Annotated in this window: 11 protein-coding genes and 3 pseudogenes; 2 read left to right on the forward strand and 12 right to left on the reverse strand. The window is 34.5% G+C overall.

Translation table 11 applies throughout. From position 1 onward, the window contains the following. From FEZ13_RS06155 to FEZ13_RS19420, 11 genes and pseudogenes are all read right to left on the reverse strand, one after another. A complete protein-coding gene (locus FEZ13_RS06155; protein ID WP_255473061.1) occupies nt 1-870 on the reverse strand; it encodes a permease in 870 nt (289 codons plus the stop codon). Nucleotides 871-1,380: 510 nt separating this feature from the next. Further along, entirely contained in the window at nt 1,381-1,686 is a 306-nt protein-coding gene (locus tag FEZ13_RS20440; protein ID WP_146551876.1) for a TIGR04104 family putative zinc finger protein, read from the reverse strand. Between the two features lie 205 nt (nt 1,687-1,891). Then, a pseudogene (locus tag FEZ13_RS06165) lies at nt 1,892-2,228 on the reverse strand (YunG family protein). Nucleotides 2,229-2,508: 280 nt separating this feature from the next. Further along, a pseudogene (locus tag FEZ13_RS06170) lies at nt 2,509-3,197 on the reverse strand (aspartate/glutamate racemase family protein). 177 nt (nt 3,198-3,374) lie between these two features. Continuing rightward, nucleotides 3,375-3,884: a GNAT family N-acetyltransferase gene (locus tag FEZ13_RS06175; protein ID WP_146551877.1), complete on the reverse strand. Its 510-nt coding sequence runs from the start codon at nt 3,882-3,884 to the stop codon at nt 3,375-3,377. A gap of 436 nt (nt 3,885-4,320) precedes the next feature. Then, the gene (locus tag FEZ13_RS19415; RefSeq protein ID WP_186725796.1) at nt 4,321-4,479 is read right to left on the reverse strand and encodes a hypothetical protein; all 159 of its coding nucleotides are present in this window, start codon (nt 4,477-4,479) and stop codon (nt 4,321-4,323) included. A 246-nt stretch (nt 4,480-4,725) separates the two neighbouring features. Further along, nucleotides 4,726-5,067, reverse strand: a complete 342-nt coding sequence (locus FEZ13_RS06180; protein WP_146551878.1) for a hypothetical protein — start codon at nt 5,065-5,067, stop codon at nt 4,726-4,728. 467 nt (nt 5,068-5,534) lie between these two features. Next, entirely contained in the window at nt 5,535-6,791 is a 1,257-nt protein-coding gene (locus FEZ13_RS06190) for a DUF445 domain-containing protein (RefSeq protein ID WP_146551879.1), read from the reverse strand. Nucleotides 6,792-7,463: 672 nt separating this feature from the next. Beyond that, nucleotides 7,464-7,751 carry a hypothetical protein gene (locus tag FEZ13_RS06195; protein ID WP_146551880.1) on the reverse strand — a complete coding sequence of 96 codons (288 nt, stop codon included), beginning with the start codon at nt 7,749-7,751 and terminating at the stop codon, nt 7,464-7,466. A 349-nt stretch (nt 7,752-8,100) separates the two neighbouring features. Continuing rightward, nucleotides 8,101-8,993, reverse strand: a pseudogene (gene thrS, locus FEZ13_RS06200) (threonine--tRNA ligase); the annotation flags it as partial. Between the two features lie 3 nt (nt 8,994-8,996). Beyond that, nucleotides 8,997-9,137: a hypothetical protein gene (locus FEZ13_RS19420; protein WP_186725797.1), complete on the reverse strand. Its 141-nt coding sequence runs from the start codon at nt 9,135-9,137 to the stop codon at nt 8,997-8,999. A gap of 817 nt (nt 9,138-9,954) precedes the next feature. Between FEZ13_RS19420 and FEZ13_RS06205 the strand changes: the two genes are divergently transcribed. Both FEZ13_RS06205 and FEZ13_RS06210 read left to right on the forward strand, forming a co-directional pair. Continuing rightward, nucleotides 9,955-10,158 carry a helix-turn-helix domain-containing protein gene (locus FEZ13_RS06205; RefSeq protein WP_255473062.1) on the forward strand — a complete coding sequence of 68 codons (204 nt, stop codon included), beginning with the start codon at nt 9,955-9,957 and terminating at the stop codon, nt 10,156-10,158. Between the two features lie 609 nt (nt 10,159-10,767). Continuing rightward, nucleotides 10,768-11,994: an IS110 family RNA-guided transposase gene (locus tag FEZ13_RS06210; RefSeq protein WP_146551745.1), complete on the forward strand. Its 1,227-nt coding sequence runs from the start codon at nt 10,768-10,770 to the stop codon at nt 11,992-11,994. Nucleotides 11,995-12,505: 511 nt separating this feature from the next. On the opposite strand, the gene odhB is transcribed toward FEZ13_RS06210, so the two are convergent. Beyond that, nucleotides 12,506-13,768: a 2-oxoglutarate dehydrogenase complex dihydrolipoyllysine-residue succinyltransferase gene (gene odhB, locus FEZ13_RS06215; protein ID WP_146551882.1), complete on the reverse strand. Its 1,263-nt coding sequence runs from the start codon at nt 13,766-13,768 to the stop codon at nt 12,506-12,508. Between the last annotated feature and the right edge of the window lie 11 nt (nt 13,769-13,779).

Consider the following 13,779-nt stretch of genomic DNA (forward strand, 5'->3'; position numbering starts at 1 on the left):
CTAAACTAGCATAGAGCTGATAAATACGAAAATGATGATATACAAAATCAGCACTGCAATGAATTTTTTCTTGAATGTTTGAAGCATCATTAACAAATTCTTGATATCGACCATTGGACCGATCAATAAGAACGCTACTAACGCAGATGTTGAAAATGTGCCCCTGAAGGATGCAGCAATAAATGCATCCGCCTCTGAACAAAGAGATAATATAAAGGCTAATGCCATCATAACGAGTGATGAAGTTGCTTTCGTTTGACCCAGTTCCATCAATACAGACGTTTTAACAAAAATTTGCATAGACGCAGCAATAAATGCACCGATGATCAAATATTTACCAACAGAAAAGAATTCCTCCACTGCATGATTTAATGTACCCATAAATTTTTGCCAAAGTGTTTGCGCATGCTCATGATGATGGTCATGCTCATCCTCATCTAAAAGTTGAGTATCTTTGTATTGGAAAGATAAAATTAAACCTATCACAAAAGCGATGAAGAGAGCTAATCCACCACGATACCATACCATCTGCCAGCTATTTCCGAATGCAATAAATGTAGAAAATAAAACAATCGGATTAATAATTGGTCCCGTTAACATAAACGGAATAGCTACATGTAAGGGAACACCCTTTTTCAGTAATCGATGAACAATCGGAATGATCCCGCATTCACATGCAGGAAACAAAGCACCGATGACTGTTCCATACAAAACACCTAATACTCTATTTTTAGGTACAACTTTAGCAATCATCTGCTCCGTTACAAACATCTGAATAAGTCCTGATATAAAAACGCCTATCAGCACAAAAGGTAGCGCCTCTATAATGATACTGATAAAGATTGTATTTAATTGCAAAAATGTAGACACGTTTCCAAAACCTTCTTTTCTATCTCTTTCATAACATATGCATTTTACTCTTTTTGTTATTGAAAAGGAAGTATTGCTTTCTTTTTTTCTTTCCATATAGACTATATGTTAAAAGATTTGGTTGCATTAAAAATATCCAACCTTTACTTATTAGAAGCAGAGACATTTAAGAAAGTATGTATAACAAATGTTTTGATTAAGAAAAGAATAGAAGAAATATGTGAACATAAAATAATTTCACTGAACAATACTTGTTCAAAGATAAAGTAGATTTCAAAAAGTAAAAATGCGAGGGAGGTATGGTCTGTGTATGTACAGGTAAAAATCCATGGCAATTTCTATCAGAAAAAAGGAACAAAAACCCAGTAGAAAATACAGAGCAATATAGGTTTGTAACCTACCATGGAAAGCTTAGCGGATTTTTACCGTAGAAGGGAAAGTGAATGATTGCTTGCAAAGTTTATGACTGATGCAAAATAGTCATATTAAGAATTTTTCACTAAAAGAATATTACCACAAGGCTTCCTCTTTGTTACTTAGTTTTATGATAAATGGGACACATAAAAGTAACAAAACATAAGTCAATAATCCAACAGTAAGGATAGACCATAAAGGAACGTTGAAAGAAACTAACGGTACATAAATTGAAGTGATCAGTATACCAAACAAACTTATTAGGTTTCTTGACTTTACAGACATGTATTGATAGGAATGACAGTTCGAGCATTTTAATTTACGCTTAAAAGAAATCATTTGAAAAAATGTTTCTCTCCAACTCCACTTATGTCCACAATGCTGACAAATTGGCATATTCATCAAAATCCTTTCTATTCTGATATTTTTAAAAAATTTTAGTTTTACAACATGGTATCAAATAAAGTGAAACTTCACACAGAATGAGATTTCTTTATCTCCATTCTGCGTTAGCTGAAACAATCAGGTTTTACACGTAGTTGATTCCACACATTCTGCTTTTTGCTTGCAGCTTGAAACTGTAAGTCCTACTTACCCGTTGCGGTGGCTAAAACTGATATGTAACATTTTTTAAAACTTTTTGCTTTAATATTGTATATTGCTTTTCATTTGTATTCATATGTATCATCATATTCAATGGGCGTTTCAAATTGTGATTCAGTGAAATCATATCTCTTGCCATTGATGATGTTATAGAAATGCCAGTTTTCTTGAATCTTTGTTTTCGCTATATCGCCTTCTAGCATTTCATTAACAATCAATGCAGTTACTCCACACTGTCCTTTGGCAGGATTTTGTCTTGTCCATTTAGAACTTGTATCAATTGACCAAGATTTATACAATGCTTTTTTGAGTTCTAAAATTTTCTCCTCTATTTCTTCCAAATTGCTTCTTCACTCCTTAAATAGTAGTGAGGAATCTGCTCAAAATAATCTATTTTCTAGAATGTTTAATAGTATAATTTCTGTTCGAGCATGGTGATTATCCAATTTAATCTATGAGAATGGGGAGATTCGTTGATTTCTGCTCCGACTTGCTTGCTTTCCTATGGGAGTCGAGCAAGCCGCAGCGAAGATCTATATAAATGACGCTAAAATACAGAGTTTTTCAAAAATTACGCCAAACAAGCATCCTAGTTTTGGTGAATCAACATGTGTAAAATTATTATTCTAGTGCATGGTGAACGGATTCGATCGCGTGAATTTTAGTTGTATCAAATATTGGAACCTCAGAATCTTCCTGTTTTACAAGTAATCCAATTTCTGTACAACCTAAGATGATACCTTCTGCTCCCCTATCGATCAAACGTTTGATAGCTTTTTTAAAGTAATCCCTAGATGATTGTTGAATTTTCCCCAAACATAATTCTTCATAAATCACTTTGTTGATAAATTCTCGATCCTCTTTATCGGGTATTAAAACCGCTATATCATTTGACTCTATCCGCGTTTTATAAAAATCCTGTTCCATTGTATATTTTGTTCCCAATAATCCTATGGTGTTTATATTTGATTTTTTGATTTGATTTGCGGTTGCATCAGCAATATGTAAAATTGGAATACTTATTTTTTCTTCCATATAATCAACAACTTTATGCATCGTATTCGTGCAAATAACGATAAAATCTGCCCCGGCTTTTTCCAACGAAGAGGCAACATCACCTAAATATATACCGGCCTTTTCCCAATTTTCTTCCGCTTGATAACGTTCAATCTCTTCAAAATCTACACTGTATAATAGACATTTCGCTGAATGTAAGCCACCTAACCTTTTTTAACTTCTTCATTAATGATTTGATAATATTCAACCGTTGACTCCCAACTCATTCCACCGATAAGCCCTATTGTTTTCATAACTGTATCCTCTCCCATTAAAATGCCCATTGTCACTTGTAAGGTTTTGTCAAATATATTTTTACCAAAGACAATAGTATGTTTCTATATCTCTATCTTCTACATTTCGACAAGGAGGAAGGATTATCCTGTAGACTTTGTATTTTCTTTGAAATACTCCGTTATCTATGAAACTGATTAAAGTAGTGTGTTAATATCTTCCCAACCATATGCAATTTCCTTAAATTGCTTTCCGGCAATTTCTACCTCGACCGTGTCTAATTTTACTCCTCCTAGTTTTTCATAAAATAAGCGAGAGTTATTTTCCTCTAAGACTAGCACAAGCATAGAATTTAAACCCATCTTTTTAATTTCATCAAGGACAGGTTTAATCAATGATTTTCCAATCCCTCTTCTTTGATACTTCTTTAAAATGTAGATTACATATAACTCTCCTTCAAATCCCTTATATTTTTTGCTTCTTTCTTTTCCACCTGATGAAAAACCAACAATTTTCCCCTTATTATCTTCTGCTATGAAAACAATTTCTTGTGAAATAATATTAGTCCATTTTTTCGCTTGTTTTTCATATGAAAGACTATTTAAGTATTCTTCTGGAATAATATTTGCATAAGTAGTTTTCCAACTGTCAATATGAACTTTTGCAATTCCTTCTGCATCTGTCAAAATAGCTTTTCTTATATTCATATAAATTCACCTCAAGCGTATTTTTATTTATCAAGAAAGTCTTTGTAAATAAATCAATTTCATAATACAAAATTCAGATAAAAAACACGAACATTTTAAATTGATATGAACATTAATGTTCAGAATTTTTGTTCCGCTCCAGACGGCGCTTTCCACGGGCTTGGCTTCAATCTCCTCGGGTCGACACGATGTTGACCCCGAAGCCGTTGCCACAGGACGTGGCGAACTTAGGCTTTGTCCCTTCAATTGTTCCTGCGGGGCTTTCAGCTCAAGCTTTTCCCGTAGGACTTTGAATAAGCCTCCTTGAACTCACACCGCACGAAGGAAATGCGCAAGCCTAATCGAGGAGTCGCCGTCTTCCGCAACACAACTATCAAAATTAGTTATTCTTAAATGTTCGTATTTTTTTAAGAAGAAAATGATTGATGAAATTGATTCAAATATCAAATAATTTTATCAGCGTTTTTTTAATTTCATCTTTATTGTTTTCGTTCAAAGTGACATCAAGATTTGCATAAATAATCATTAGTAGACTCTTTGCTTCATTTTCGTTTAATTGAGCAACATTTTTCCTGGCTTGTCCAATTTCTAGCATAAAATCGTTCCTTGACTAGTTTTTTAAACAAGGGAAATATTACCAATAAACAATTGATTCCTGTAAATATATTTAACAAGTTTACATTATAATTTCTTTCAGGGAATATAGAAATTCATTTAAACCTATCAACAGATTTTTGCAATGATTTTTTTCTTAATACACATATTCTGATGACGATATAAAAAGCCAACATTTCATATGCTGACTTCTTTACTATTAATTAAACACCAACTAAATCTCTACTCATTCTAGAATTGAATAACTATTATTTGTTTTTTTAAAGAAGAACCCTGTTCCTTCTTCTTGGGAAACAAACCCTTCTAAGGCTGATGAATTCTCTACCATTTTTTGTTCCTTTGCTGTTATAGTTGTTATAGAGTCTCTTTTGTTGAGATGATTATTTTCTCGTTGATCTTGTTCCTCTTTTGTTACAATTTTATATTGGTCTTCATCATCCATGTTCGCTTGTTCTATAAATATATTTTCTTTTGTCGATATATCGTTGCTTTGCAAGCCTTTTATAACCCCAATCGCTAATATAAGAACTCCCGCATTACCAACAATAAAAACTGATTTTCTTTTCATAAATACCTCCCTATTTTTATATAAATTGTCATATCACACTAAATATGATACCATAACAAACCATATATGGAATTTTAAAATCATGTAATATACACTATTTCTATAATTCAATAAGAATATTTATTCCTCAATTGTAGATTAACGATATTTATTGAATGAAAATTCCTGTCAATCAAATTATTCACTATTTGCTTTATCACGTTTGCATTACGTAACTCTTTATTATCAAAATTCAAGATTCCAATTGCACCTTATATCCCAATAACGATAAAAAGCCAACAAATTCCTGTTTGCTGGCTTCGTCTTTTATTTATAGATAATTGATATAAAAATGCTTATCTTAATTTGTTATTTCATTTTCTACAATAGCTTTTTGGATAATAACCTCAATAAAGGGTCCTTTATTTTTGGTATAGGTTGGTCTGTCATACTTGTATTTAGATGCCAGTTCTTTTTTGAGCGCAATTCTATGCTAGTCTAACTAAAATTTGTATCCCTGTTAGAAAAATTCCTATTATAAAACCACAAACCGCACCATTCACACGAATCCATTGTAAATCTTTACCTACATTATTTTCCATCATGTCGACTAATGTTTCGGTATCCAATTTATCTAAATTCTCTTGAACAAGATTTCCAATTTTTGAATGATTATCTTCAACGAATTCTGCAATTTGTTTCCGCATCCATAAATCAATGTTGTTTTGATCTTCTTGTATCATTTCTAGAAAACGATCCAGCAATGGCATCAAATAATGATCCATAAAATCACTGTCATCAACGAAATTGAATGTCTTTTGCTGCAACTGCTGTAGGCTCTCCGTTATAGTTTGATCAGGCTTCCATTTTGATAAGAGTTGATGCTTCCATTTTTCAACTCCCTCTATCAGCTGTTCATTCTCACCCATACCATGTATTTCTTTCCGAATATATGAGACTAAAGCTTGTCGATTCGGTTCTCCATCGATTTGTAAACTTTGTATAATATTTAACAATAAATTTTGTACGATTTTTCCAATTCTCTCTTTGCTAAGTAAGCTTTGTATCGATTTTAGAGCAAATTGAAGCATACCATCGGCTTGAATATTGTTGAGTAAATTCATGGAAACCGTTCCTAATCGATGAACCGTTTGTTCTTGTCTTAACCAAGAGTCTGCTTTTTTCAAAAGATGATCCAAAACTTTCTCGTCAAATTTCTCATTCAGTAATTGTGAGCTTATTAACTGAATAAGTTTTTTCATTTCAACATTAGAAAGAGTGGATATGATTTGTTTTTTAATGACTGGTGTGAGCCTTTCAACATCTATCCAATGAATCATTTTTTTGATGAGTCGAATCAGGCTTTTTCTAAAAGAAATCGTTTGCATCTGTATCTTTATAAAAGCAATCAGCTTTTCTGTAAAAGCAATGTGATTGATTTTTTCTTGGATGCTTTCTTTGGAAAGCCAATCATTTTTTAACATGGAAACAAGTGCATTGGTGATTCTCTTGCGATTATTAGGTATTAGAGCTGTACGGGGGATCGGTAACCCGAGCGGATGGCGAAATAATGCAGTAACAGCAAACCAATCTGCTAATCCACCTACTAATCCCGCTTCAAAACCTCCATGCAATAACTCACCCCATATCGGGCCTTCATACCAAATGGTGCTCAGATAACCCAAGCCCATTATTAGTAGTGAATAGCTAGCAATTTTTTTTGATCCTTTTGTTCTAGTTGACATGATATTCCCTCTATCCTCAAGTAAAATACAACATGTAATTTAATCAAATCAGTTATATATTTTAGTTCATCTAAAACAGCATACAGCATATACGACTTCTTGTAAATTGTTGTACTTAAGAGCTTTGTCACGTACCTTGTCGAATCCACTTTTATTTCCTAACTAGACACTATTACATCAAACACTATGATTTTCTGTTAATGATGGTTACCGGTTATTGGGTAGCAGGAAAAAAATACAAATCATTTTTCTTTGGTATGATATTCTCCATTTACAGTGCTGGTGTTGAAGGTGGTAAAATTTTTTTATTTTGCACCCACCAATAATCAAAAAATCATTAAATACATCAAGGCATACTATTTTGGATTTTTCAATTCTCTCGTTTCATGAGGTTAAACCTGATTGTATGGCTTTGGTTGTAATGGCCTAATAACGGACTAATCTAGAAATCTGGAAAAGATATGAATTGCATGATAAAGCGAAGGATCGTAAAAGTTAATTAATAAAAATGTAAATAATGATAAAAAACAAAAAGAGGATTTTAGCTTATGCATTCTAGTCCTCTACAATTTGAGGCAAACATATAGGCACACCCCTATAGGATGCGTCTATTTATTTCAACAATAGGAAGGGAATGTTCAACGGGAAACCATTCTTAAATCACACAAACATTCAAATAGTTTCTTTAAATTTGAAATTATATTTCTTATTTACCTTATGGGCAATTTTACCAAGAAACTCTTGAACAGTCATATGTTCTACTTTTTGAGTATACCAGGCAAGCTTTGTTCCCTTATCTTCTCTGTTATAATTCACTTTGGAAGGTATAAAAGTCTTATTTTTATAGGCATAATCAAATTTAATATACAGTTTACTTTCTTTCGGACATTCCAGTATTACTTCATAAACTGGATTTTTCAATTCTGGTTGAAATTTAACTTTTCTTATTTTAGTTAGCATGAATATCCTCCTCGTATTTTAGTAGTATGAGCTAAATAATAATGATTACTATACCATTATACCATAAATACATGATTGGTCAGGTTATGGCCCCATCTTAAGGTATTGAAAAACAAAAATAACACTAGTTCTATGAAACACGTTTGCCACTTATCAGGCTACGACTATTCCATTTACAACATAAAAAGCCAACTGATGACAGCTGGCCTGTTGTCCCAAACCAATCGGACTTTTACGGGCAGTTGTTCCCCCACTTATCTTTCTCATTTCTCTCTAAACCTTGAGGTGGGGGTCTTACTGCCCGTTAAAGCGGGATAAAAATAGAAAGTGACTTCTTTTATTTTATAAGTTAGCGTATGGGTAAGATCTTTTCTGCAATTTCTTTTAGTATTCTATTTAAAAATTCTTCTAATGATATTGTTTTCTGCTCCTCCAGTTTATATTCTCTAACTGTAACAGTTTGTTCTCTTTCCTCTTGGTCTCCTACCACAAGCAAGTAAGGAATTTTCTTAATTTGTGCATCACGAATTTTCTTTCCAAGTTTTTCATTACGACAATCAATTGAAACACGTACACCTGCTTTTTGCAATTGAACGTAGATTTTTTCCGCGTATTCATTATGCACTTCAGAAACACCCACAATTTCAACTTGTTTCGGTGCTAACCAGAGAGGGAACGCTCCGCCAAAATGTTCGATCAAAATCCCTAAGAAGCGATCAATTGATCCAAAAACAGCTCGATGAATGACAACAGGTCTTACTTTTTCGTTTTCTTCATTTATATATGTTAAATCGAACTTTTCAGGTAACTGGAAATCAAGTTGTACTGTTCCGCATTGATGGCTTCGTTTGATTGCATCTTTAATATGAATATCAATTTTTGGTCCATAAAGTCACCATCACCCGCATTAATTTTGTAATTATAACCTAAATTAATTAGCACGTTTTCAAGAGCTTGTTCTGCCTGATTCCACAAGGTTAAATCACCCATGTAATCATCTGGCCGAGTGGACAACTCAATTTCATAATCAAAGCCAAATACTTGATAAACGTGTTCAATGATTTTCAAGGCTAGTGTAATTTCATCCTCTATCTGTTCAGGTGTCACAAAAATATGTGCATCATCCTGACAAAATGTTCGGACACGTAATAACCCATTCAATGCCCCGCTAAATTCATGACGGTGAACTTGGCCAAACTCCGCTATGCGAATGGGTAAATCACGATAAGAATGCAAATCATTTTATCAATTACGCCTCCCTACTATGCGTTCATATTCTTCTAGCAATCTTTCATCTGTGCATTTTTCATAGACTGCACGTGGATATATGTCGAAAACCTCAAGCGTTACAAGAATCGATTCACTTTCATCTTTGGTTAGTTTCAAGGGAATCCTCCTTTTTTGGGATGTTTATTATTTTCCTTCCAATATTCCAATTCAATCCCCAAAACAATGTAATTTTTGTTTTGTGCATAATCAGTAATGTACGATACAACCACGAAAGGTTCATTACTGCCTAACTTTTTATGATATAATTATCCAAAGTGAGAGGTGATTTAAAAGTGAATTGGGTTACACTATTAACTTTGAGTCCTATTTTAGTTGTCTTATATTACATAGTTATAGTTGTATTTATTATTTGGTTTACTGTGAAAGTCCTTAAAAATCAGAAGGAAAACAACGAGATTCTAAAAAGCATAAATGACAAGTTAGATCACAAAAATTAGAGGGAGAAATCCTTCTTTTTGTGTTATAACATCCTTCAAATAAATTTATTTTTATAAAAAACATCATTTGAACCTTTTCGAAATTTTTATGTTAATGATAGATTTACAAATTTATGTAAAAAATAAGCCCCTAAAACAAGAAAAAGAACGATAAAAAGAAAAGGCAATGATAACAATAGCGGTCACTAACGTTATCACTGCCATTCTAAATTTCCTAAAAGCCATCCTCGGTTAAAGGAAATCGGAAGAAGGGAAACCCTCTCCCACCTTCATTATACAAAATAAGAAAGGATGATGTCACATGAAATACAAAGTATTAATGATTATTTCAATCATCGCCTTGATTTTAACAATTGTAAGTTTCTTTTTATAAGATAAATAATTTAACCCTTCGACTCAATAATAAAATAATTTTAAAAGGATGATAAGATGATGAAAAATATCAAGTTGCTTCAAAAGAAGAATTTATTCAATTAGTGCAATCGGAAATATTAACACCAGCAGAGGTATTAGAGGAATTGCAAATTACACGGCAAGCATTAGGATCACTTGTAAAGCGTGGTAAATTGGTTCCTGTGAAAGAAGTGAATCGAGATAGGTTATTTTTGAGGGAAGATATAGAAAATAGAAAGGAATCAGCTAAGGAGCTTTACTCAAAATACAGACCATATGATGAATAAACGAAAAAGGACTAGAATCCCAATTATAGAGTTATAGAGTTCCTAGTCTTCTGTTTTTTAATAAAGTAAATTATCTTTCTGCTTATTCAATGTTTACCACTTGAGGCATACTTTTTAAATAAAAATCTTATGAGTAAGACTAGACCTGCTGTAAAAACAATAAGAACTGTCGTCGCTACCATATCCACTTTCACTCCTCGTATAATAAATTCGTATAATAAATTTTAAGTTAATAACTGTTCCTTGAAAATTGAATAGTTTTTATCTTCAGGGCTATATCCCAAAATGATAGATGGAAAACTTTCGTCTTGGATACTGGGGGATTTCCTTAGATAATGGATTTATGGAAATGGATCCATCGGGAATATGCTTTTCACTCCTGTAGTTTAACTACGTTGAAAGACTGTGACCCAGACCCAATATTGCACTGCATACGCACAAGCTGTATCGATTTCCTTCACTTACCTCTCAGAGTAGTGGGCGGGCAGCTTAGGGGAAGGGAATCATTGAATACTCATACACGAGGTTGTGGTATGTTTGGGACTCTAGGGAAATCCCACAGTATCCAAGCTATTTCTAAATATCATCTAAAGAAAGGAGGTCCTTTCCATGAAACTATTCGTAGGTATTGATGTAAGCTCTGAAAAACTTGATGTATGTTTTCTTGATAGTCATGACACCGTTTTGAAAGAAATCTGTCTTTCAAATGATGTGAATGGGGCCAGTGCCATTCAGGAAAATGTTCTCCATTTTCAGCAGTTGTACCATTATGAAAAAATTGTCATTGGCATGGAGTCTACTTCCATCTACAGTTTCCACCCTGCCATGTTTCTAGCAGAAGATAAGGAACTGAAGAACTTAAATGTTGAAGTAGTCGTGCAAAATCCAAAGGCCATCCATCGGTATAAAAGATTGTTTGAAGAAGATAAGACCGATAGAATAGATGCTTTTCGAATTGCCGATTTTTTACGCATTGGGCGTTATAATAAGTCTCTTATCAAAGAGGAAAAATATGTTGCCCTTCAACGTTTAACACGCTCCAGATATCAACTCGTTCACCAACTAACAGAATGTAAACAACACTTTCTGGAAAACCTTTACTACAAATGTAATACACTATCGAAAGAGTTAAATACGTCTGTTTTTGGTGCAACGATGATGGAAATACTTTCAGACTCCCTTTCGTTGGACGAAATCGTAGAAATGGAACTGGAATCACTCGCTACCCTTCTTCAGAAAAAGGGGAAAGGCCGCTTTAGTGACCCCGAACAATTAGCAAAAACTATTAAGAAAGCCATACGTGATTCCTACCGGCTAGGTAAGGTTGTTCAAGACTCTGTAGACGTTGTATTAGCCACCTATGTGCGATTGATTCAAACCTTGAAAAAGCAAATCAAAGAGTTAGAAAAAAGCATTGCCGCCTTATTCGAAGCTATTCCAGAAGCCAAATGTTTAACAAGTGTGCCAGGCATTGGCATCGTATACGCGGCAGGAATCATCGCGGAAATTGGACAAATAGAACGCTTTGAAAATGAAGCCCAATTAGCCAAATATACCGGTCTTTACTGGAAAAAATCGCAATCTGGAAATTTTGAATCGGAACGAACACCCCTGACACGAACGGGAAACCAGTATCTTCGTTATTACATGGTTGAAGCTGCCAACTCTGTACAACTTCGTGAAGCTACTTACCGTTCGTATTATTTAAAGAAATATGATGAAGTTCCGAAATACAAACATAAAAGAGCCCTTGTCTTAACTGCGAGAAAACTAGTGCGTCTGGTGGATGTGCTACTACGCAACCACCAACTCTACATGCCAGAAAGGAGTGTGTAAATCAAAAGCTAGCCACTGCTTTTGATATCCTTTCAAGGTAGCTTCAGAAACACGAACAAGCGTTTGTTTTTCTGAAGTTTAGTTTCTTGCGCTCTTTTTTAGAAATTCTTCTCTAGCTTTTATCAATCCTATACTTGACTTAATACCACAAGTCTCATATTATATTGAAACTACGATGAACATCTATACGCATGTGACTACAGAGACAATTGAAAAAACGACCGATTTGCTCATAGATTACTTAAATGAACCAATAAAAAGCTCCGGAAGTCATATGGGAGTCACGGAGCTTAAAAACAAAAAACAAGCTGGGACAAAACTAAATGATTCTCTCCAGAAGCCGAATTATTGAATTCTATAGCATGATAATAAAAAAGAAAATCCGAACGAACAGAGAATTCTTACTAGAATTTCTATTCACTGTTCGGATTTTTCATTGGATAAAATGTTTTTGTCTCATCCTCCTGAGTGTAAGCGATAGGTTCGGAAAAGCTTTATAAAGCCCGTCAGATCAAGATTCTAGTAATAGATCTTCTGGGTTTTCGATTAAGTCTTTGACTGTTTTTAAGAATCCAACTGATTCTTTACCGTTGATAAGGCGGTGATCATAAGATAATGCAACGTACATCATTGGGCGAATTTGGATTTCATCGCCTACTGCGACTGGACGTTTTACGATGTTGTGCATACCAAGGATGGCAGCTTGGTCACCATTGATAATAGGTGTAGACATTAATGAACCAAAGACACCACCGTTTGTGATTGTGAATGAGCCACCTTCAAGATCTTGAAGGGATAATTTTTTGTTACGTGCTTTTGTTGCTAACTCTGCAATTGTAGCTTCGATTTCAGCAAAGTTTTTACGATCTGTATCACGAACATTTGGTACGACTAATCCGTCTGGAGTTGCTACTGCTATACCAATATCATAGAATTTGTTGTAGTGGATTTCATCACCAACAATTTTAGCATTGACTGCTGGGTATTTTTTAAGAGCAGCAGTGACTGCTTTTGTAAAGAATGACATAAATCCTAGACGAGTACCATCGTGAGCTTCTTGGAATGCTTCTTTTTTACGTTTACGAAGTGCCATAACATTTGTCATGTCGATTTCGTTGAATGTAGTAAGCATTGCTGTTGATTGAGATACTTCAAGTAAACGTTTTGCAGCAGTTTGTTGACGACGAGTCATTTTCACTGCTTCTACACGTGATGAGTCAACAGCTTTAACGGTTGATGCAGGTGCTGCTTTTGGAGCTGCTGGTTGTGTTGCTGGAGCACTACCATATGCGGCTACATCTTGTACACGTACGCGACCTTGAGGATCTACTGGTGAGATGGCTGCTAAGTCGATGCCTTTTTCGCGAGCTAGTTTACGTGCTGCTGGACTTGCAATGACGCGTTCAGTGGAAGGTCTTTCTTCTACTATAGGAGCTGCAGCTGGTTTAGCTTCAACCTTTGGCGCTTCTGCCTTTGTTGCTTCTTGTTTTGGCGCTTCCTCTTTCGGTGCTTGTTGTGGAGCTGGTGTTGCAGCTGCTGCGCCTGCTTCAACTTTTGCGATTACTGCGCCGACTTCTACAACGTCGCCTTCATTGGCTAAGATTTCTGTAAGTACGCCTTCTTCTTCGGAAATAATTTCAGCGTTAACTTTATCTGTTTCTAATTCTACGATGAACTCGCCTTTATCTACGTGGTCACCAACTTTTTTAACCCAACGTACGATTTCACCTTCTGTAATTGATTCTGCTAATTCTGGAACAATAATGTCTGCCACTGTATTTTCCT

It is taken from the genome of Rummeliibacillus sp. SL167, assembly GCF_007896505.1.
GTDB classification, from domain to species: domain Bacteria; phylum Bacillota; class Bacilli; order Bacillales_A; family Planococcaceae; genus Rummeliibacillus; species Rummeliibacillus suwonensis.